At 41.1% G+C, this 22226-nt stretch carries 21 protein-coding genes; 10 read left to right on the top strand and 11 right to left on the bottom strand.

Annotation, left to right across the window (positions count from 1 at the left end):
* Nucleotides 1-10: 10 nt before the first annotated feature.
* From ruvA to dnaB, 7 genes are all read right to left on the bottom strand, one after another.
* Entirely contained in the window at nt 11-595 is a 585-nt protein-coding gene (gene ruvA / locus DBX24_RS05530; protein ID WP_160224226.1) for a Holliday junction branch migration protein RuvA, read from the bottom strand.
* 208 nt (nt 596-803) lie between these two features.
* Nucleotides 804-1109 (bottom strand): 30S ribosomal protein S10, encoded by a 306-nt coding sequence (rpsJ, locus tag DBX24_RS05525; protein WP_120489589.1) that lies wholly within the window; start codon nt 1107-1109, stop codon nt 804-806.
* An 18-nt stretch (nt 1110-1127) separates the two neighbouring features.
* Nucleotides 1128-3245 carry an elongation factor G gene (gene fusA, locus DBX24_RS05520; protein ID WP_120489590.1) on the bottom strand — a complete coding sequence of 706 codons (2118 nt, stop codon included), beginning with the start codon at nt 3243-3245 and terminating at the stop codon, nt 1128-1130.
* Between the two features lie 8 nt (nt 3246-3253).
* Nucleotides 3254-3730: a 30S ribosomal protein S7 gene (gene rpsG, locus DBX24_RS05515; protein WP_120489591.1), complete on the bottom strand. Its 477-nt coding sequence runs from the start codon at nt 3728-3730 to the stop codon at nt 3254-3256.
* A gap of 25 nt (nt 3731-3755) precedes the next feature.
* Nucleotides 3756-4151, bottom strand: coding sequence for a 30S ribosomal protein S12 (gene rpsL / locus DBX24_RS05510; protein WP_120489592.1), 396 nt, complete (start codon nt 4149-4151; stop codon nt 3756-3758).
* Nucleotides 4152-4283: 132 nt separating this feature from the next.
* On the bottom strand, nt 4284-4760 hold the full coding sequence (rnhA, locus tag DBX24_RS05505) for a ribonuclease HI (protein WP_120489593.1): 477 nt from the start codon (nt 4758-4760) through the stop codon (nt 4284-4286).
* 16 nt (nt 4761-4776) lie between these two features.
* Nucleotides 4777-6363, bottom strand: coding sequence for a replicative DNA helicase (gene dnaB / locus DBX24_RS05500; protein ID WP_160224225.1), 1587 nt, complete (start codon nt 6361-6363; stop codon nt 4777-4779).
* 191 nt (nt 6364-6554) lie between these two features.
* Here dnaB and DBX24_RS05495 point away from each other — a divergent pair, with 191 nt between their 5' ends.
* Together DBX24_RS05495 and aroC are read left to right on the top strand one after the other, a co-directional pair.
* Entirely contained in the window at nt 6555-6890 is a 336-nt protein-coding gene (locus tag DBX24_RS05495; RefSeq protein ID WP_120489595.1) for a DMT family transporter, read from the top strand.
* A gap of 44 nt (nt 6891-6934) precedes the next feature.
* On the top strand, nt 6935-7999 hold the full coding sequence (gene aroC, locus DBX24_RS05490) for a chorismate synthase (RefSeq protein ID WP_120489596.1): 1065 nt from the start codon (nt 6935-6937) through the stop codon (nt 7997-7999).
* Nucleotides 8000-8079: 80 nt separating this feature from the next.
* Here aroC and DBX24_RS05485 read toward each other — a convergent pair whose 3' ends face one another.
* The 3 genes from DBX24_RS05485 to DBX24_RS05475 all read right to left on the bottom strand — a co-directional run bounded on the left by DBX24_RS05485 (nt 8080) and on the right by DBX24_RS05475 (nt 11122).
* The gene (locus DBX24_RS05485) at nt 8080-9681 is read right to left on the bottom strand and encodes a BamA/TamA family outer membrane protein (protein ID WP_160224224.1); all 1602 of its coding nucleotides are present in this window, start codon (nt 9679-9681) and stop codon (nt 8080-8082) included.
* A gap of 6 nt (nt 9682-9687) precedes the next feature.
* Entirely contained in the window at nt 9688-10488 is an 801-nt protein-coding gene (locus DBX24_RS05480; protein ID WP_185150744.1) for an SDR family oxidoreductase, read from the bottom strand.
* Between the two features lie 157 nt (nt 10489-10645).
* The gene (locus DBX24_RS05475) at nt 10646-11122 is read right to left on the bottom strand and encodes a Dps family protein (protein ID WP_120489598.1); all 477 of its coding nucleotides are present in this window, start codon (nt 11120-11122) and stop codon (nt 10646-10648) included.
* A gap of 416 nt (nt 11123-11538) precedes the next feature.
* On the opposite strand from DBX24_RS05475, the gene DBX24_RS05470 reads away from it, so the two are divergent.
* The 7 genes from DBX24_RS05470 (at nt 11539) to DBX24_RS05440 (ending at nt 18227) form a co-directional block, all read left to right on the top strand.
* The gene (locus tag DBX24_RS05470; protein ID WP_160224223.1) at nt 11539-11973 is read left to right on the top strand and encodes a c-type cytochrome; all 435 of its coding nucleotides are present in this window, start codon (nt 11539-11541) and stop codon (nt 11971-11973) included.
* Between the two features lie 179 nt (nt 11974-12152).
* Nucleotides 12153-14120, top strand: coding sequence for a Sec-dependent nitrous-oxide reductase (gene nosZ, locus DBX24_RS05465; protein ID WP_160224222.1), 1968 nt, complete (start codon nt 12153-12155; stop codon nt 14118-14120).
* A gap of 108 nt (nt 14121-14228) precedes the next feature.
* The gene (locus tag DBX24_RS05460) at nt 14229-14816 is read left to right on the top strand and encodes a hypothetical protein (RefSeq protein ID WP_160224221.1); all 588 of its coding nucleotides are present in this window, start codon (nt 14229-14231) and stop codon (nt 14814-14816) included.
* Nucleotides 14817-14867: 51 nt separating this feature from the next.
* Complete coding sequence (locus tag DBX24_RS05455) at nt 14868-15353, top strand: nitrous oxide reductase accessory protein NosL (protein WP_160224220.1); 486 nt, start codon at nt 14868-14870, stop codon at nt 15351-15353.
* Nucleotides 15354-15458: 105 nt separating this feature from the next.
* Nucleotides 15459-16697, top strand: a complete 1239-nt coding sequence (locus tag DBX24_RS05450) for a nitrous oxide reductase family maturation protein NosD (RefSeq protein WP_160224219.1) — start codon at nt 15459-15461, stop codon at nt 16695-16697.
* A 53-nt stretch (nt 16698-16750) separates the two neighbouring features.
* Entirely contained in the window at nt 16751-17467 is a 717-nt protein-coding gene (locus DBX24_RS05445) for an ABC transporter ATP-binding protein (RefSeq protein ID WP_120489604.1), read from the top strand.
* Nucleotides 17460-18227 carry an ABC transporter permease subunit gene (locus DBX24_RS05440; protein ID WP_120489605.1) on the top strand — a complete coding sequence of 256 codons (768 nt, stop codon included), beginning with the start codon at nt 17460-17462 and terminating at the stop codon, nt 18225-18227. Before DBX24_RS05445 ends, DBX24_RS05440 begins: the two co-directional genes overlap by 8 nt.
* A gap of 372 nt (nt 18228-18599) precedes the next feature.
* On the opposite strand, the gene DBX24_RS05435 is transcribed toward DBX24_RS05440, so the two are convergent.
* Entirely contained in the window at nt 18600-20474 is a 1875-nt protein-coding gene (locus DBX24_RS05435) for an ABC-F family ATP-binding cassette domain-containing protein (RefSeq protein ID WP_160224218.1), read from the bottom strand.
* A gap of 111 nt (nt 20475-20585) precedes the next feature.
* Here DBX24_RS05435 and DBX24_RS05430 point away from each other — a divergent pair, with 111 nt between their 5' ends.
* The gene (locus DBX24_RS05430) at nt 20586-21941 is read left to right on the top strand and encodes a chloride channel protein (protein WP_160224217.1); all 1356 of its coding nucleotides are present in this window, start codon (nt 20586-20588) and stop codon (nt 21939-21941) included.
* Nucleotides 21942-22226: the final 285 nt, after the last annotated feature.

Below are 22226 nucleotides of genomic sequence, written 5' to 3'. Positions count from 1 at the left end.
TCAGAAAAAGTTAAAGGCTTTTTAAAATTTGCTTCACCAAATCTTCTACTGAGAGCTCTGGGGTTTGTTTTAAAAACTTATCGGCAATCTTCTCGCTGCTGCGTTTCGGTATGCCCAAAACTTCTAATGCAGATAACGCCTCTTCTTTGGTTTTATTATACGAATGAGGAGAAATATTTTCGCCCGAAATAGCGTATTTCTGCATCTTATCTCTAAGGTCTACAATAATGCGCTCTGCGGTTTTTGCACCTATACCTTTCACCTTTTGGAGGAGGGCGGCATTGCCCGAGAGTATTGCATTCGGAATCTCTTCCAGCGAGAGCGACGAGAGGAGGATTAGTGCCGAAACCGCTCCCACACCATTCACACTTATTAAGAGATTAAAGATTTCTTTTTCTAAAAGACTGCTAAAACCATAGAGCAGCTGGGCATCTTCTCTAAAAATTTGCTGAGTGTAGAGCAGCGTTTCCTCGCCCAAAACGAGCCTCTGTGAGGTTTGAAGACTAATCCCTACATAATAACCCACACCTGCCACTTCTACTACGGTATAAGTAGGTGCCAGTTCCTGAACTCTACCCCTGAGTAAATAAATCATTGTATTCTGAATTTTAAGCCCCCAAAGATACTAAATCCCTACCTTAGTATCAGCTGAAGGATTTACTTATTAATATAAATAGCTGCCTATTTATTATAGTGGATTTCACGATTTGCTGAAAAAATCCTCTACTTTTTTATAGAGGGCACTTAATAAAATTCCCCTCCAAAATATTGGAAGGGAACTTTTTATGATTAATCTTAATTTATCATACTTTGATTTCTACATCAACTCCGCTTGGAAGTTCAAGTTTCATCAACGCATCTACCGTTTTAGAAGATGAAGAGTAGATATCCATCAATCTCTTGTGTGCAGATAGCTGGAATTGCTCTCTTGACTTCTTATTTACGTGTGGAGACCTCAACACAGTGAAGATTCTCTTATGCGTAGGCAATGGGATAGGTCCGTTTACAACCGCACCAGTAGCCTTTACTGTTTTTACGATTCTTTCAGCAGATTTATCCACCAGATTGTAATCGTAAGATTTAAGTTTTATTCTGATTCTTTGTGACATTTTAATCTAATTTTAAAATTAACCTCTTGCTTTTGCGATTACTTCTTCAGCGATATTCTGCGGAGCCGGCTCGTATTTCTCGAACTCCATAGAAGATGTAGCTCTACCAGAAGACAGGGTTCTGAGTGAAGTTACATAACCAAACATTTCGGATAGAGGGACGAATGCTTTGATAACTTTTGCATTATTTCTGTCATCCATACCATTTACAGTACCTCTTCTTCTGTTAAGGTCTCCTACGATGTCTCCCATATACTCCTCAGGAGTAACTACTTCCAGTTTCATAATAGGCTCCATTATCACAGCCTTAGCAGCTCTACCCGCTTCTTTGAAACCGAGTTTCGCAGCCAATTCGAAGGATAATTGGTCAGAGTCTACCGCGTGGAAGGAACCATCTTTAAGGGTAATCTTCATTGCATCAACTTCAAATCCAGCCAAAGGACCATTTTTCATTGCCTCTTTGAAACCTTTTTCTACAGAAGGGATAAATTCTTTTGGAATGTTACCACCTTTAATTTCGTTGATGAATTCAAGACCTGTTTTACCTTCATCAGCAGGACCGATTTCAAAGATAATGTCCGCAAACTTACCTCTACCACCCGATTGTTTTTTATACACCTCTCTGTGGCTTGTAGTGTGGGTAAGAGCTTCTTTGTATTCTACCTGTGGCTGACCTTGGTTTACTTCTACCTTAAACTCTCTCTTCAATCGGTCTACGATGATATCAAGGTGAAGCTCTCCCATACCGGAGATGATGGTTTGACCAGAAGCCTCATCTGTTTTCACTTGGAAAGTAGGGTCTTCCTCTGCAAGTTTTGCCAAAGCATTACCGAGCTTATCTTGGTCAGCTTTTGTTTTTGGCTCAACTGCGATACCGATTACTGGGTCTGGGAAAATCATAGATTCTAAAACGATAGGGTTTTTCTCATCAGAGAGAGTATCCCCTGTTTTGATATCTTTAAAACCTACTGCTGCACCGATATCTCCTGCCTCAATGTACTCAACAGGATTTTGCTTATTCGCGTGCATTTGATAGATTCTTGAGATTCTCTCTTTGTTTCCAGAACGGGTGTTTAGAACATAAGAACCAGCATCTAACCTACCAGAGTAAGCTCTAAAGAATGCCAAACGACCTACGAATGGGTCAGTAGCAATCTTAAATGCCAACGCTGCGAAAGGATCTTTTACATCTGGTTTTCTTGTAATTTCAGCATCTGTATTAGGGTCAGTTCCTTTGATATCATCTTTATCCATAGGAGAAGGCAGATAACGGCAAACCGCATCTAGCATAAACTGAACCCCTTTATTTTTGAATGAAGAACCACAAGTCATTGGGATGATAGACATATCTATCGTAGCTTTTCTCAATGCCTCGTTAATCTCTTCTTCTGTGATAGAATCTGGATCTTCGAAGAATTTCTCCATTAGAGACTCGTCATATTCCGCAACATTTTCTACGAGATTTTGACGGAATTGAAGAACCTCATCTTTCATATCATCTGGAATCGGAACGATATCAAATGTAGAACCTTGAGTTTCTTCGTGCCAGATAATTGCTCTGTTTTTAATCAAATCAACTACCCCTTTGAAGTCTTCCTCAGAACCGATAGGTAATACAATAGGAACTGCATTAGAACCTAACATTTCTTTTACCTGACGGCATACGCCTAAGAAGTCAGCACCTTGTCTGTCCATCTTATTAACGAATCCCATACGAGCAACTTTATAGTTGTCTGCAAGTCTCCAGTTGGTTTCAGACTGAGGCTCTACTCCATCTACAGCGGAGAAGAGGAATACCAAGCCATCTAATACTCTAAGGGAACGGTTTACCTCTACGGTAAAGTCTACGTGCCCCGGTGTATCGATGATATTAAAGTGGTATCCTTTGGTATCAGGAAGGTTTTGACCTTGCTCTGTTGGGAAATTCCAGTTACAAGTAGTAGCTGCGGAAGTAATGGTAATACCTCTTTCAGCTTCTTGCTCCATCCAGTCCATCTGAGATGTACCCTGGTGAGTTTCTCCAATCTTATGGGTTTTTCCCGTGTAGAAAAGGATACGCTCGGTAGTTGTAGTCTTACCAGCATCGATGTGTGCAGCGATACCGATATTTCTTGTGTATTTTAAATCTCTACTCATTTTAGCAATTAAAATTTAAAGTGTGAGAATGCTTTGTTTGCTTCTGCCATTTTATGAGTATCTGTTTTCTTTTTGAAAGCAGCACCTTCTTCTTTAGAAGCAGCGATAATTTCAGCAGCGAGTTTAAGCGCCATTGATTTATCATTTCTTAGTTTAGCATACTTAATTAACCATTTCATTGCCATAGAGATTTTTCTATCTGCTCTAATAGGCATAGGAATCTGGAAGTTTGCTCCACCTACTCTTCTTGAACGCACTTCTACATGAGGCATTACATTGGTAAGGGCATCTTTCCAAATTTCAAGAGATGTTTTTTCGTTATCTCCTTTCTTAGTTTCTACAACATCTAATGCATCATAAAAAATTCTAAAAGCGATAGATTTTTTACCATCAAGCATTAGGTTATTTACAAATCTTGTTACCAATTGATCATTAAATTTCGGATCCGGTAACAACGCTCTTTTTTTAGCTTTTGTCTTTCTCATTGTTTCGTTTCTTACAATTTAATGATTACTTTTTAGTTGCTGCCTGACCTGGTTTTGGTCTCTTAGCACCGTACTTGGATCTTCTTTGTGTTCTTCCATTTACACCTGCGGTGTCTAATGCACCTCTTACGATGTGGTAACGAACTCCCGGTAGGTCTTTCACCCTTCCGCCTCTTACCAATACTATCGAGTGCTCTTGAAGATTATGTCCTTCGCCCGGGATATAAGCGTTGACTTCTTTACCATTAGAAAGTCTTACCCTTGCAACTTTTCTAAGTGCAGAGTTCGGTTTCTTAGGTGTAGTAGTATATACTCTCGTACATACTCCTCGTCTCTGTGGACATGCATCAAGGGCAGCCGATTTGCTCTTCTTGGCAAGTGTGGCTCTTCCTTTTCTTACTAATTGTTGAATAGTAGGCATTTAATTGCTTTTTATTTTTGAGGTGCAAAAGTATATATTTTTATTGAAACAACAAAACTCATTGCAAACTAATTTTTTAATTTATTAATGAGAAAAATATTTCAACTTACTATCCACCGAATGGATTTGATTTTAAAATAATCCTCCCTGATTTTGATTTTCAAAAAAGACATCTACATTTAGATTAGCCTGCTGAGCAGCTTTTACGGCAAGCTGGTCTACAAGCTCATTCTCTGGATGACCATTATGCCCTTTTACCCAATGAAACTGGGGATTATATTTTATATAAAGCGGATAAAACCTTTTCCACAAGTCCGGGTTTTTTATTTTCGTAAAGCCTTTCTTTTTCCAGCCGAAGAGCCACTTTAAATTAATAGCATCGGAGACATATTTACTGTCTGTATAGATATGAATTGTATGCCCTTCGGAATTGATTTTTTCAAGAGCAATGATAACTGCCAAGAGTTCCATACGATTATTGGTTGTCTTCCTGAACCCCTCAGAGAATGTCTTTTGATAGCCCACATCTGGTACGCGCATAAGAATACCATATCCTCCTCTGCCAGGGTTGCCAGAGCAAGCACCATCTGTAAAAATTTCAATTGTCATTTTCTCTAATTAATCATTAGAATGGCATATCATCAAAATCTTCATCATTCATAGAAGAGCCGGAAAGCCCAGAATAATCAGGAGAAGAAGGCATACCAAATGCTGCAGAAGGGTCTATTGTAGTACGAATCTTATCAAAAGCGTTTTCATTAGATTGAGAAGTGATGTTATAATCAAACTCGGCATTTAAAGCATCTAAATCCCCAAACCTTGCGAAGTTTTTAAGGAAAGAGAGACGAACATCTGCTGTAGCACCATTTCTGTGCTTTGCAATAATAATTTCCGCTTGATTCTCAGTAGTTGTCTGCTCACCTTCAGGGTCATTATCCCAATGGGTAATCTTATAGTATTCTGGTCGGAAGATAAAGGAAACGATATCAGCATCCTGCTCTATAGCACCAGATTCTCTAAGGTCGGAGAGCTGTGGGCGCTTACCTGGTCTGGACTCCACCGTTCTGGAAAGCTGAGAAAGCGCAATTACGGGAACATTCAATTCCTTAGCAATTGCTTTAAGGGAGCGGGATATGGTTGCAATCTCTTGCTCGCGGTTTCCTGCGCCCTTTCCTGCATTCCCTGCGGTCATTAGTTGGAGATAATCTACCATAATGATTTTCACACCGTGCTGCATTACCAGCCTACGGCATTTAGCACGGAAGTCAAACACCGAAAGCGAAGGTGTTTCATCTATATAGAGCGGTGCGTTTTCCAGCTCTGATACATTGGTAAAGAGCCTTTCCCATTCTTCATCAGTGAGGGTTCCTTTTCTCAGTTTTTCAGATGAAATTTTAGTCTCAGAAGCTATCATCCTTGTGATGAGCTGTACCGAAGCCATTTCAAGAGAGAATAATGCCAATGGAATCTTGTGCTCCACCACGATATTCCTCGCCATAGAGAGGATGAAGGCGGTTTTACCCATTGCTGGACGAGCAGCAATGATGATAAGGTCAGAATTCTGCCAGCCTCCTGTCTCTCTATCCAAATCCTTAAATCCTGAAGGAATTCCCGAAAGCCCCTGCTTATCTTTGAGCGCCACGATACTGTCTATCGCCTGTCTCACTAAGGAATTTGCGGTATCAAAACCTTTTTTTATGGTTCCATTGGTAATATCAAAGAAAGATTGCTCCGCTTTGTCGAGGAGCTCCAAGACATCTGTACTCTCTTTATACGAGCTGTCTATAACATTTGCTGAGATATTGATAAGGCTCCTCAGAATGAATTTCTCGAGGATAATGCGCACATAATATTCTATATTGGCAGCAGAAGAAACCGAAAGCGTAAGCTCTATAATATATTGGTCGCCCCCTGCGATATTGAGTTTCTCTTCCTTTTTCAGCTCTTGGATTACGGTCATCAGATCCACAGGCTGAGTATTATGATAGAGTTTTGTAATGGCAGAAAATATAATCTGATGCCTTGGGTCATAGAAAACCTCAGGAGTGATAAGGTCTATAGACTCATCTATCCCCTTTCTATCGACCAGAAAGGCACCGAGAACCAATCGCTCTACATCTACGGCATTGGGCGGTATTTTACCTTGTGCGAGTGATAATTCCTGAGTATAATCCCTACTGCTAAGGGGTTTTATTTCTTCTTTCTGAACCATACGGCAAAGATAATTTTTGTTTGATAATCTCGGAAACATAACCCCTCAATGAGAATGTGGATAAGTATGATAAACGCCCCCTCAAAGTTTATCAATACAAAGATTTCTATGTGGAAAACTCAATTAAAAAATTATTTCTCCAAAATTGGATATTTTTGCAGGCATTAAATACAACTGAGAAAGAATAAACGATGAATTGGCTTTATATCATTATAGCGGGACTTTTTGAGACAGGTTTTACCCTCTGCCTCGGCAAGGCACAGGAGAGCACAGGCAGGGAGAGCCTCTATTGGTGGATGGGCTTCCTCGCGTGTTTGGCTATCTCTATGTATCTGATGTTTAGAGCTGTTTCTGGTATTGGGGCGCTACCCATAGGCTCTGCATACGCTATTTGGACGGGTATTGGTGCTGTGGGTGGAGTACTGGTTGGGATTTTTATCTTCAGAGAGCCTGCTACTTTCTGGCGATTATTCTTCGTCTCTACGCTTATTGGCTCTATTGCCGGCTTAAAATTCTTCTCAGAATAGCTTCCATGCCTTATATATAATGTATCACCTTTAATCATCTTTGAATTATGAATAATTTAGGAAATTTCCTTAGCCTTAGCAGTTTTGGCGAGAGCCACGGAGCAGCCTACGGAGGCATTATTACCCATTTTCCTGCGGGCTTGGAGGTAGATTTCAAAGCCATACAACACGAGCTCAACCGAAGGAAACCCGGGCAGTCCAGCATCGTTACTCAACGAAAAGAAAGCGATACCGTACAATTCCTCTCAGGTATTTTCGAGGGGAAAACTACGGGCACTCCCATAGGCTTCATCATAGAAAATGAAAACCAGCGAAGCAAGGACTATGACCATATTGCCCAAGCCTATCGCCCAAGCCACGCCGACTATACCTATGAGCAGAAATTCGGTATTAGGGATTACAGAGGAGGGGGCAGAGCCTCCGCTCGCGAGACCCTCAACTGGGTGGTAGCGGGTGCCCTTGCAAAGCAGCTCCTTCCCAATATTCAAATTCAGGCTTATACCTCCTCCATCGGTGAGATTAATTGTAGCACGCCTTACTACGACTTGGATTTATCCCAAACCGAAAGCAATATCGTACGATGCCCAGATGAAGCCACTGCCCAAAAGATGATCGAGCGGATAAAAGAAGTGAAAAAGCAAGGCAATACCATAGGAGGCACCGTTACCTGCGTTGTCAGGAATGCACCTGTGGGGCTGGGCGAGCCTGTATTTAGCAAGCTACAAGCCGAGCTGGCAAAAGCAATGCTCTCCATCAATGCCTGCAAAGGCTTTGAGTACGGAAGCGGTTTTGAAGGCTCAAAAATGACGGGTAAGGAGCACAACGACCTCTTCAATGCTGATTTCTCAACCCAGACCAACCACTCTGGCGGGATACAGGGCGGGATTTCCAACGGTATGGATATCTACTTCCGATTGGCATTTAAGCCCGTTGCCACCCTTCTCCAGCCACAGGAGAGCTTTACCAGAAACGGCGAACCCATCATCCTTGAAGGTAAAGGCCGCCACGACCCTTGTGTAGTTCCCCGCGCTATTCCAATAGTAGAAGCCCTCACCGCCTTTATCCTCGCAGATTTATATCTGATTAACCATAAAAAAAAGCTGCCTTAACTTGCTTTTAGCTTCTGGCTTTTGGCTAATAGCTCAGTGCTTTCCACGCGAGTGGCTAAGTCCCTCAGCTGGAAGCTGTGTTAGAATTTAGATAAAATTCCCCAGTGGATTTTGGTTTCTTTGAAGCGGAAGGGCTCGCCAGATTGCGCACCATTAGAGACCTGAAAAGTTATTAATCCCATCGGCAGGGAGAAATTAAAGCCCAAGCCTACGCTATAGAATTTCGGGCGGATGCCGAGGGTTTTGTTTCTCAGCAAGCCGTATTGTGCAAAGACATCGAAGAAGGCGGTATCGCTGGCGAGGTAGCGGTACTCGGCGCCTGTATAGGCATAGAAATCGGAAATAAGGGCGTTTTCATTAAAGCCCCGAAAGCTGTTCCAGCCGCCCGTTCTCAGCAGCTCATTCACCGAAAGCGGGAGGGGGGTGCTGAGCATTGCCGACTCGCCTTTTAGATTGAGGTAATGCCTGCCCGAGAGGTGGAAATTTTTCTCCGCATAGAGCGTATATCGGAGGAGGGCGGCACTGCCGTCTTTCGGATAAAGGGTCTTTAAATAATCGCCCTCCGCACGGATTTTTGAGCCGTAGAGAAAGAGCTCTACCTCGGTGGGCTGCTGGTACTCGTACCACAGACCGATGCCCGAGCGGGAGAAGTCCTTCGCCGAGGTGTAGAGGCTATCGAGCACAGTGGAGACTTCAAAACTCGCCCTAAGCCCGATTTTCTGGCGCTCGGAGAGGTTATAAAACAGGCTGGGCTGCGCCTTTACGGTAGCAAAAGTAGAATCCTGTTTATAGATATTGAGCTGGGCATCCAGCCCTATATTGGTTGTAAAGAGGTAGGGAATCCTTGTTTTCAGGTCAAAGGTCTGCCCCCTATCGGGGTTCCTCTGCCAGTAGAGGCTGATGTCTTCAAAGCCGTTGAACATATTCCGAAAAGCGAGGTTTAAGCTCCCATTAAAGGTGAATTTCTCGGTTTTATCATTCCCAAAACCGATGATGCCATCAAAAGTATTGGTTTTTTTCTTTTGGAAGAAGAGGAAAATCTGCGTAGAATCCTTTGTAAAGAGGGTCTGCGGAGGTTTTTCCAAGCTGAGAAAACGATGATTTTGCAAGCTGCGATAGAGCTCGGAGAGCGCACCTTCGCTATACACCTTGCCCACAAAGTCTTTTTCTATGTTTCTCACAAACCTGCGGGGCACTTGGGTATGCGACCTCAAAACAATGCCTGTGATGCGCCTCTGCTGGTTCTTCAATACCGAAATCTCAACCTGCGGAAGATCGTTTTTTATGCCGAGATATTGGGTTTTCACTCGGCTAAAAGCGAAACCTTTCTCGGCATACGCCTTATGAATACTCGCCCGAAGAGAGTCCAGATTGTTGGTAAAAAACGGCTGAGCCTCCCCCATCTCCTTTGCTAAAACGGCATCATACCTTACCAGCGCACGATTGAAATTCCTCCCCTTATCAAAGGTTATTCGGATTTTGCCTCCCAAATCCTCCGTTTTTACAATCTTAGTAAAGTAATAATTGTTCTCCACCAAAGAATCGAGAAACTTCACCGCAGAGATTGAGTCTTTCCTACTGTATTCCGCTTTGCTTTGGCGATCGACCAGCACAAAGCCCCTGCCCTGAGAAAAGGCTTGCACAGAGATTAAAATAAGGAGGATTTTGAGGAAGTTTGCCATAATTTTTTAATGAGATGATAAGCCGCTGTACTTTTTCATCAGCCACTCGTAGAGGTTTTGAGGGAGGAGCCACTTTAATGGCACACCGATTTTCTGACCGATTTTCCCGAAGTAATAATGTGCCCTCCACCTGCGCTTTGCAAGGAGCTTTTCGGTATAAATGGCAACCGCTTCTGGGGCTATGCCCTTATCTACATCGGCGTTCATCAGCGGATAGACCTTAGAAAATACGCTCTCATACGGCACCGAAACCGATGTTCTAATCCTATGGTCTGCGATATTCGTTTTTATGTCCCCAAGATGGAGGGTGCAAACCTGCACGCCCCAAGGCGCTACCTCGTAGCGGAGGGCTTCGGTTACCTTATCCAATGCCGATTTAGAAGCGGAATAAAACCCACGAAACGGCAGCCCCATCTCAGAACCTATACTTGAAATATTGATGATTTGCCCGCTCCTTTGCGCCCTCATCGAGGGCATCACGGCAGAAATCATCTGCACCGCCCCGATGAGGTTGAGATGAAAAAGCCGGCTTATCTCGTCCTTCGTAGCATCCTCTACCGCACCTACCATCCCCATTCCTGCATTATTTATAAGGATGTCTATTCTGCCTTCGCGCTCTATAACTTTTGCAACTGAGGCTTTCACCTGCTCATTATCGGTAATATCGGTTGGGATTGTAGTGAAATACGCCGACCTCACCTCCTTCCTGCTAAACCCATAAACCGAATAGCCCTTCTTGCCAAAAAACTCCGCAAGAGAATATCCTATCCCCGATGAGCTCCCTGTAATGATTATCGTTTTCTTCATCTTTATCGTATTACGGCGCAAAAATAAGGCACTGTATTTTGTGGGGCAAGCTGTGGCAGACTTTCAGCCGTAAGCGGTATGCAGCGAGATAAAAAATCGTCTCCACAATTGTGAAGACGACTTCTTAAATTAAATATATTTTAAGCAATGAAAAAAGTTATTTTCCTAAATAAGAGTTATACATCCATACTTCTTTTTCTTGTTCGGTAACATAGTCGCTCATCAGGGAGTTTGTACCTTCGTCTCCAGCTTCACCAGCAATGTCAAGCAAGTCTCTCTGAAGCCCTAGCAACACCTGAAACGCATCGATGATGTTTTGTACGCATTTAGTAGCATCGCTTACTTCTGTGCTTTCTTTTATGGTAGAGAGCTTGAGATAATCGGAATAATTATGATTCGGAGTACCGCCAAGGGTAAGGATTCTCTCCGCGATTTCATCAATTTTAAGAACAAGGTTGTCATACAACTCCTCAAATTTTGGATGAAGCGTGAAGAACTGGTCTCCTTTTATATTCCAATGCGCCCCTCTCGTATTCTGATAAAATACAGAGTAGTTTGCTAATAATACTTGAAGTTTTTCTGTGATTTTTACGCAATCGGCTTCTTTTAGCCCGATTATTACTGAATTTTTCATTTGTTCGATTTTTTATTGGTGCAAATGTATAGAGAAAGTCAATGAACTAAAAATATTTTCAATAGATTAAAGCTATATTTATTTTATAAGAAATCATTTTGACTACTCTTTTCATCGTAAAACAAGTGTTCTACAATCATGCTTAACAGCCTTTATTTAGAAAAACTTCATATATAGAGTATTGATATGATTTTTGTCAATATATCCATCAGTATGCTATTAATCATTAAAAGACTAAAACATCTTTTATGAAAATTTCTTTCAATAAATTAATCAAATATTTGCTAAATATTTTAAAAAATCCAGCAAATCAATATAAATAAAACAAATTACCCAAACAGATATTACGAGAATAAAACATTTGCACGAATACTAAAAAGTGTTAATTTTGACCCCGTAATTGTAATTAAAAAAGAATGAAAAAACTAAAATTTTTAGCGATGGCTATGGTTGCTGTAATGGCAATCTCTTGTGGTGACGACAAGAAAAGTGGAGAAGAATCTGCAGATGCAACTGCTACCGAAGCAGGAGGTGCTTCTGGAGAGGCTTCCAAAGATGGTATTGGCAAGTATACCTCTGAAAACTTCACAGCAGGCGATTTTGATGCTGCTGTAGCTGCACACGGAAAGGAAATTGCAGAAGTAAAATGTACCTCTTGCCACAACTATGATGATGTAAGGAAAGTAGGACCAGGCTGGAAAGGCGTAACCGATAGAAGAACGGCTGCTTGGATTCTTAACTTTATCTCTGACCCTCAACCAATGATAGAGAATGACCCTCAGGCTAAGGCATTATTTGAAGAGTACCTAACTCCAATGCCTAATCAAAATCTTACAGAAGATGAAAGCTAAGGCAATCTATATGTATATGAGGGAAATTGATGGTAAAAAATAATGTTCATCTTTTAAACTAAAAAAATGGGGATACCTTTAATTACAGTACTAAACAAAAAAATTGTATACGGTATCCCTTATTTACTACCATCGTCAAAAAATTGAATAAAATTTAATTAACATTTAATACTTGTTTTATGAAAAACCTATGTAAGCATTTAGGGTTGGCTGCCCTAGCGACAGGTTTCCTTTTAACAGGCTGTAAGCCGAAAGGAACAGGAGATGCTGTAAGCGGAGACGCTGCAGAGAGAGTCTATGTAAAACCAGGTGAGCACGATGAGTTCTATAACTTCGTGTCTGGTGGTTTTAACGGACAATTGAACATTTATGGGTTACCAAGTGGAAGACTTCTAAAAGTAGTTCCTGTGTTTTCCCAAAATCCAGAAAATGGATATGGTTATAGTGAAGAAACTAAACCAATGCTTGAAACTTCTCACGGCTTTATTCCTTGGGGAGACCTTCACCACGTAGAACTTTCACAAACCAACAGTGAAGTAGATGGAAGATGGATTTTCTGTAACGAAAATAATACTCCTCGTGTGGCAAGGGTAGACCTTAAAACATTTAAAACTGCTGAGATTATTGAACTTCCAAACTCTGCGGGTAACCACTCTTCTCCATTCATCACTGGAAACACTGAGTATGTGGTAGCAGGTACCCGTTTCTCCATACCATTTGATGATGAAAACGGAGATATCCCATTGGATAGCTACAGACAAAACTTTAAAGGTGCTATCTCTTTCATCGGAGTAGACCCTAAAACAGGAGCTATGGATATTGATTTCCAAATCCAGCTTCCTGGTATTGACTTTGACCTTTCTCACGCAGGTAAAGGTCCTTCTAAAGACTGGTTCTTCTTCTCTTGCTACAACTCTGAAAAAGCAAATACCCTTCTTGAAGTAAATGCTTCTCAGAATGATAAAGACTTCTTAATGGCAATCAACTGGAGAAAAGCAGCTGAACTTGCTAAAGCAGGAAAAGGAAGAAAAGTTAAAACAAAATATGCACACAATGTATGGGATGAAGAAACTCATACTGGAAAATCTGAGATTAGAGAAGAAGTTACTATGCTTTCTATCGAAGATCTAAAAGGAAGCATCTACTTTATGCCTTGCCCTAAATCTCCACACGGATGTGATGTAGACCCTACAGGAGAGTACATCATCGGTTCTGGTAAACTTGCTGCTCTTATCCCAGTATTCAGCTTTACAAAAATTCAAAAAGCTATTGAGAAGAATGATGTTATCGGAGATTATGATGGTGTTCCAGTATTGAAATACGAATCTGTACTTCACGGTGAAGTAGAGAAACCAGGTCTTGGTCCTCTTCACACTGAGTTTGATGCACACGGTAATGCTTATACTTCTATGTTCCTTTCTTCAGAAGTTGTAAAATGGAACATCAAAGACCTTAAAGTATTAGACAGACAACCTACTTACTATGCTACTGGTCACTTAATGACTATTATGGGTGATACTGCTAAACCAATCGGTAAATACTTAGTAGCATACAACAAAATTACAAAAGACAGATATCTGCCAACAGGTCCAGAGCTTACTCAATCTGCACAATTATTTGATATCTCTGGCGATAAAATGCAGTTATTATTAGACTTCCCTACTTTCGGTGAGCCTCACTATGCACAAGCTGCACCAGCAGATCTTATCAAGAAAGATCAGCCTAAGTTCTATGACATTGCTAAGAACAACCACCCTTATGTAGCAAGAGGAGAGAAAGACACTAAAGTAGTAAGAGAAGGCAATAAAGTACATGTATACTTAACGACTGTTCGTTCCCACTTAGCTCCAGACAATATTGAAGGAATTAAAGTAGGTGATGAAGTACTCTTCCACGTAACCAACATTGAGCAAGACTGGGATATCCCTCACGGATTTGCTGTTAAAGGAGCGAGAAACCAAGCTGAGCTTCTTATTATGCCAGGTGAGACAGTTACTTACAAGTGGAACCCTGAAAGGGTAGGTATATTCCCAATGTACTGTACAGACTTCTGTTCTGCTCTTCACCAAGAGATGCAAGGTTATATCAGAGTATCTCCTGCAGGAAGCAATCCAGAACTTAAGTGGAGCTTAAATAACAAAAACTAAATTTTGAAAATCCGGTAAAAGTAATAAAAGCTCTAACCGATGAATCAATAATTTTTATTAATCATCTAAAGGGCGGGTACAACCGCCCTTTTTAAATAAAAAAGTATAATGAAATCTAATACAATTAGTGGGTTGTCCAAAACAATCCTTATCCTTAGTGGTATCGGTCTTTTCGTTTGTATGTTTGTTCCTATATGGTGGATCTATTTATGGGCACCACAATATCCAGAAGGCTTGAATATGTATCTCTACTCTGATCAAATAACAGGAGATTTGGATAAAATTAATCCTCTAAACCACTATATCGGGATGAAAAAGATTAATGCCAGCGATTTCTGGGAATTTACTTATATGAATTATATTCTTGCTTTTTATGGCATTCTTTGTATTCTCGCAGCATTCATCAAGAAAAAAAGTTTTCTGTATTTTGTTATGATTCTGTTCCTTTTATTCGGTATCGGTTTTATGACTGACTTCTGGTATTGGGAGTATGACTATGGACATACCTTAGCCGATGATGCCGCTATTAAAATCCCTGGTATGAGCTACCAGCCACCACTCATTGGACCGAAAGATTTACTTAATTTTAAAGCAGCATCCTGGCCACATTTAGGAGGTTCTATTATGTTTGCAGTAGGAGTTTTACTTTTTCTGATATCAGTAAAAGAGTTTAAAACTGCTAAAAAAGAATATTAATATTGCTCAATATTAAAATTTAAGTATATTTGTCTCCTAAACACTTGAATTATGAAGTTATATAATAAAGTTGCTTTTTCTATTGTTGCAATCGCTTTCACAGCTTGCCAGTCTAATAATGAGCCACAGCCTATCAATTATGGAAAAGATCAGTGCGACCACTGCCAGATGACCATTACTGATAATAAATACGGTGCTGAGCTTATTACATCTAAAGGGCGAGTGTATAAGTTTGACGACATTACCTGCTTGGAAGGTTATAATGAAGAACATTCTGATAAAACCAAAGACTCCAAACATTATGTTTCAGACTTTGAGAGCCACGAGCTTATCCCAGTAGAAAAAGCAACATTTATATATGGCGGAGAGCTTAAAAGCCCTATGGGAGGCAATAGAGCCGCTTTCTTAGACAAGGCTAAGGCTACAGAATTTGCAGAAAAACTTGGTGCAAGTTCAGAACCTCAGCAGTCTTCTACTGAGGAACACCATCACAATGAAGGAGGGGAAGAAGACCCTCACAGTATGCATAATCACTAAACAAATCATTAAAATTTTGATTTCAAGACAAATATTCGCAGTTGGCATCCGTTGGCTGCAATATTTTTTATAGTATAGACCTATCATCATTTTAATCTAATACAAATGAGATTATTATTTTCAGTGCTCTCCATTTTATTTTTCAGTGCTGCTTTTGGTAAAGTATATAAAGTCGGTGAAAACGAAGAATACAAAACCATTAAAAAAGCTATGGAAGCCGCTAAAAACGGAGACACTATATTGGTAAAAAAAGGACATTATAAGGAAGGGAATATCAATGTAACAAAGTCATTAACCTTTATTGGCGAGGGGAGGCCTGTGCTCGATGGCGAAATGAAATACGAGATTATGTCCTTCCGAGCGAATCATATTATTCTCAAAGGGTTTAAACTTATCAACTCAGGGAAGAATGAGTTTAAAAACATCGGTGCTATAAGGTTATACGACAGTAAGTTTACCACCATTCAAGACAATATCTTCCAGAATAATTATTTCGGAGTTTATATCCAAAGAGGCTTCAGATGTTTGATAAAAAACAACCGCTTTATTTCTAATAGAACGACCAACCAAGAGCAGAGTGGCAACGGTATCCACGCTTGGCAATGCGATGAGATTTGGATCAAGAATAACTATATCTCTGGCTACAAAGACGGTATCTATTTAGAACGGGTGCGCTCTTCATTCATCTATAAGAATTACTCTTATAAGAATATGCGCTATGGGCTCCACTTTATGTTCTCCCACAACAATGTTTATAAAGGCAATACCTTCAAAAACAACTCTGCTGGCGTAGCCGTTATGTACACTAAAAATGTAGATATGGAATACAATATCTTTGAGGACAACTGGGGAGATGCCGCGTACGGACTGCTATTAAAAGAAATACAGTACAGCAAAATAAAAAATAACATCTTCAGAAGTAATACCACCGCAGTATTGGTAGACGGTGCTACGGAGATGGAAATAGAACGAAATACCTTTGTAAACAACGGCTGGGGGCTTAAGATTAATGCCAATAGTAGAGACAGCAAGCTCTTTTATAACAATTTCATCAATAATACCTTTGATATCAGTACCAATGGCAGTACAATGATGAATGAATTTAAGTACAATTACTGGGATAAATACGAAGGCTACGACCTCAATAAAGACGGCATAGGAGATGTACCTTTCTACCCTCTAAGCCTCTACTCCGTACTTACGGAAAAGAACCCCTCAGTAATGCTACTCTACAAAACCTTCTTTGTAGACCTGCTGGAAAAGACCGAAAAAATAGTTCCAAGCCTTACGCCGGAGAATTTTGTAGATAAAGAACCAATGATGAAAAAAAATACAAGAAAATAAAACCAAAGGAAAACATCCCTTTATTCAGTGTATAAAAACGAAGATTGACAAATATGATTCAGATAAAAAACTTAATAAAAAATTTTGGGAAGTTTCGTGCTTTGAACGATATTAACCTGAATTTCAGCGAAGGCCAATCCATTGCTCTCATCGGTCCCAATGGCTGTGGTAAAACTACCCTCATCAAGAGTATACTGGGGCTTAATGTAATAGAAAAAGGCAGTATTGTAGTAGATGGAAAAAATGTACGGGATGATTTCCAGTACCGCGAGCACATCGGGTATATGCCACAAATAGGAAGATACCCTGAAAATATGACGATTGGGCAGACCATTAAGATGATACAAGACATTAGGAAGTATCCAAAAGACCAGATAGACACCGAGCTTCTGGAGGCTTTCGAGCTGGAAAAAATGTATCATAAGAAAATGAGTACCCTCTCCGGTGGTACCACTCAGAAAGTAAGTGCAGTACTTGCGTTTATGTTTAACCCCAAAATCATTATTCTCGATGAGCCTACAGCTGGTTTAGACCCTCTTGCCTCTGAGATTTTAAAGAACAAAATCATCAAAGAAAAAGATAAGGGCAAACTGATTATAATTACCTCCCACCTCTTAAGTGAGCTCGATGAGATTATTACGCAGATTGTTTTTATGAATGAGGGACGCATCCTCGTGCATCAACCAGTGGAAGAATTGCAACAAACCACAGGTAAAGAAAAGATTTCCGACGCTATTGTGAGTATCCTAAAACAGATGAAAGATGAATAATACAGCTAAATTTATCATTTTTGATATCCTAAAAAATAAAATCGTACTGGTATATACTGCCATTTTGTTCCTCATCTCGTGGGCGCTTCTCGGTTTGGAAGAAAACTCTTCCAAAGCTACAGCCAGCCTTCTCAATGTAGTCATTTTGCTGGTACCACTGGTAAGTGTTATTTTTTCTACGATTTATGTGTATAACAGTAGCCAGTTCATCGAGCTGCTCCTAAGCCAGCCTGTCGCACGAACTCGCATCTGGCTCGGAATTTTTATCGGGATTTCTACAGCGCTTATAGCGGCATTCCTCATCGGTTGTGCATTGCCTATTTTCCTTTATTCATCATTGGAAACGGGCTTCTCGCTCATTATTTCGGGCTGCTTCCTATCGGTCATCTTCACTGCTTTCGCTATGCTGATGTCCATCTCCGCAAAAGACCGAGCAAAGGGTATTGGGCTTTCTATTTTTATATGGATATTTTTCAGCTTGGTGTATGATAGCATCTTGCTTCTTCTCATTTTCCAGCTGTCAGATTATCCTATCGAAGGTACAATGGCAACTCTCACAGCACTTAATCCAATAGGTCTCTCTCGTATTTTCGTGCTTTTGCAGTTAGATGTTGCTGCAATGCTCGGAGCAACTGGGGCTATATTCAAGGAGATTTTCGGTAGCGGAGGCGGTATGGGAGTCTCGCTGCTTATCCTCTGCGTGTGGATAGCCATCCCTCTCTTTCTCAGCTTGATTAAGTTTAACAAAAAGGATTTATAATATAAAATCACCCCTATTTCCTCCCTCCTCAGCAGGGAGGATTTTTCTTTTTCACACCCAATCCTCAAGGGCTTTACCAGAGACGAAAAAAGGGGCAAAGTAGAGCCTCTCCCCTCCCCTACTTTTAGAAAAAATCTTTCTTTTTTATGTAAAAAAAATTTCATAGTGATGATTTTTTTTTTCATCACTATGTTTTTGGAATTTCATCACTATGTTTTTGGAATTTCATCACTATGTTTTCCTAATTTCATAGTGATGAAATTTTTTTTCATCACTATGTTTTTTCGATTGGATACTGATGCTATTTTTTTCCTATTGGCATAAAGAAAAATCATCGACTGATGGGTGGTAATCTTTTATTCTTTATTCGTCTTATTCCTGCAATTCTAACCACCGCATTTCTGCCGTTTCTAATTTCTCAGATACCGCTTCTAAATCGGCAGAGAGCACTGATATTTTAGTATAATCGGTCTCATTATTTAGCTGCTGGAGGATAAGGTCTCTCTGCTTTTCGAGCTCGGGAATGTCCTTTTCTATCTGTTCCAGCTCTCGCTGTTCTTTAAAGGAGAGCTTTCTTTTTACGGCAGATATCTGAGGTTCGGGCTTTCTTTCATCAGGAGTTTTGCGCTCGGTCTGTGGCTCTGCTTTGGGCTTAGTCTGTGCCTTCATCTCTCTGTATTCGGAGAAGTTCCCTGTAAAATTTTTCACTTTACCCTCACCCTCAAATGCCAGTATGCGGTCTACAATCCTGTCCATAAAATAGCGGTCGTGAGAGACTATGATGAGGCAACCCTGAAAGTTGATAAGAAAATTCTCCAGCACGGTGAGTGTTGGGAGATCCAAATCGTTCGTAGGCTCATCAAAGATGAGGAAATTCGGGTTTTGGTAGAGTACAAACATCAGGTGTAGCCTGCGCTTCTCCCCTCCCGAGAGCTTGGCGATGGGCGAATACTGAGTATAGTCATCAAAGAGGAAAAGCCTTAAAAACTGCGATGCAGAGATGGTTTTCCCATTTGCCAAAGGAAAGTTTTCAGAGATATTTCGGATGAAATCTATCACTCGCTCATCTTCATTATATGAAAGTCCCTTTTGGGAAAAATAGCCGAATCTAATGGTTTCGCCTGTTTCTATCTCTCCCCTGTCATAAGGCTCCAGTCCTTGAATAATATTGAGCAGGGTGGATTTTCCCGCTCCGTTCTTACCGACAATACCTACCTTCTCGCCCCGTTGGAACTGATAAGAGAAGTCCTTAAGCAGAACATTATCTCCGAAGCTCTTATCAATATGCTTGAGCTCCAGAATCTTTTTGCCTAATCTCTTCATCTCAAAGTCCAGCTCCAGAGATTGTTTCTTAGTATTGGTCTTCGCCACTTTCTCGGTTTCGTAAAAGGCATCTATACGGCTTTTAGACTTGGTCGTCCGTGCTTTTGGCTGCCTCCTCATCCACTCCAGCTCCTTACGGTAGAGGTTATTGGCTTTATCAATAGTAGCATTGAGGTTATCCTCACGAATCATTTTATTTTCAAGGTAGGTGGCATAACTCCCTTGGTGAGTGTAGAGGGTGTAATCCTCCATCTCCCAGATAATATCACAGACTGAATCGAGGAAATATCGGTCGTGGGTCACCAGCAGTAAAGTAAGTTTTGCTTTGCTCAGATAGTTCTCCAGCCACTCTACCATCTCTACATCCAGGTGATTGGTCGGCTCATCCATAATAAGTAAAGTGTGCCTGTGCTCTGCTCGAGTCTCCGTAAGGAGCTTTGCCAGCGCGACCCTCTTGACCTGCCCACCAGAGAGCTGCCCCATCTTTGTTGAGAGCTCGGTTATTTTGAGCTGAGAGAGTATTTGCTTCATCTCATTTTCCAAGTCCCACGCCTTTTGGCTTTCCATTTCCGCAAGGGCGAGCTCCATCTCTCGGGGACTGTTAGACGCCAATGCTCGATGATAATTCCTAAGTGCTGCAATAGGTGGGGAGTCTAAACTCATCATAAACTCCTCTACGCTTAAGCTGGGGTCAAAGCTAATTTCTTGGTCAAACAACACCACTTGAATATCCTTATTAATGCTCACCTCACCCTCATCGGCAATTTCTTTACCCATTAAAATTTTGAGCAGAGTAGATTTCCCACTTCCATTCTTCGCTACAATAGCTATTTTATCCCCTTCATTGATATGAAAACTGATGTCTTTAAATAAGGTCTTTACACCATAGGATTTTGATAAATGCTCTGCCGAAATATAGTTCATCTGACCTGATTATTATTAATGAATCGCGAAAATACAAAATACCTTAAACTTCCTTTGGGTTTAGGGTGGGTATTTGGTGATTATTCTCAATGGCTTTCTTAATTTTGCAGAATGAAAAAATGGGCAGAGCGCATAAGGGCAAAACTCAAATACTACTTTGACAGAAGCTATAACGACAAGCTAAAGAAATCTGTACTACAGGCAATACCTTTCTGGGTAGGCTCGGTCATCACAGGGATTTTAGCGGTATTCTATGCAAAAGCATTCCATTGGGCAGAGGATTTTCTAAAAATGATTCTCGGCATTCATCCCCTCCTGATATTTATCCTTACGCCCGTGTGCTTCGTTGCCTCGTGGTGGCTCATTAAGCGCTTCTCTCCCTATGCAAAAGGCAGTGGCATACCGCAAGTAATGGCATCCATAGACCTTGCCACACCTGCCAATGGTAAAAAGGTACACCGACTGCTCAACATCAAAGTTCTCATCATTAAAATCCTCTCGTCTATGCTAATGGTAATGGGTGGAGGTATCGTTGGGCGTGAAGGTCCTACCATTCAGATTGCAGGCTCCGTATTCACCACTATTAATAAATACTTGCCCAAATGGTGGGTAAAAATCTCTGAAAGAAATATGATTATGACGGGTGCTGCCGCAGGGCTATCCGCAGCGTTTAATACACCCTTGGGAGGAATCGTCTTCGCTATTGAAGAGCTTGCCAAAACCCATATTAAGTACTTTAAAACCGCTCTCTTCACAGCGGTAATCATTGCTGGGCTCACCTCTCAAACCCTCGCAGGGAGCTATCTCTACCTCGGCTATCCTAAGACGCAAAACATTACCCTTTTCGTAATGCTACCTGTCATTCTCGTTTCTGGGATTTCAGGGCTCCTCGCCAGCCAGTTCTCTATCTATATCCTCAAACTCAGCCGATGGAAAGAAGAGAAACTTAAAAGCTCCCGCTCAAACATCCTCTTCCTCATCCTTTCTGCTCTTATAATCGCCTCTATATCTTATTTTCTCAGTTCGGATATATTAGGCTCGGGTAAAGGTCTGATAGAAGATGTTCTCTTCTCCGAGCAGAAACAAAAAGCCTGGTACACCCCTTTTATACGAATGATAGGCTGTGCTCTTTCCTTCACTTCTGGTGCTGCAGGGGGGATATTTGCTCCTGCCCTCAGTATCGGTGCAAGCATAGGTGCGGTATTCTCTGACCTTATCCACCTCTCTCCTGCCGAAACCAATGTGGTGATACTCTCCGGGATGGTCGCTTTCCTCACGGGGATTACCCGTGCGCCCTTTACCTCTGCCATTATCGTATTGGAGATGACCGACAGGCATTCCCTCATCTTCCATCTGATGCTCGCAGGAATTATCTCCTCTGTAGTCTCCCTACTCATTAGCCGACACTCCCTCTACGAATACATAAAAATGGGGTTTATAAAAAAGGCAATAAGCAATAAGCAGTAGGCTGTGGGGGGGGGGAAGTTTGTGGTAAGTGCCTCACCCGCTAAGGTGTGCTCTCAAGTTGTTGTAGGATAGCACCTCCCTCAATAGGGAGTCTATTACGAGCGTAATAGAGTGTCTATCCTTACCGTAATAGAGTGTCTATTACGAGCGTAATAGTATGTCTATTCTTAATGATAGATAGTCTATCCTTCTCAAGATAGAAAGCGCTTATAATAACAGGCTGATAGCAGTTGGCTCTTGGCTGATGGCTTTTGGCTGTTAGCTTAATGGGTGCGTGGTTATCTT

It is taken from the genome of Bergeyella cardium, from assembly GCF_009914665.1.
GTDB lineage: Bacteria > Bacteroidota > Bacteroidia > Flavobacteriales > Weeksellaceae > Bergeyella_A > Bergeyella_A cardium.
This window is presented reverse-complemented; position numbering and strand designations above follow the sequence as displayed.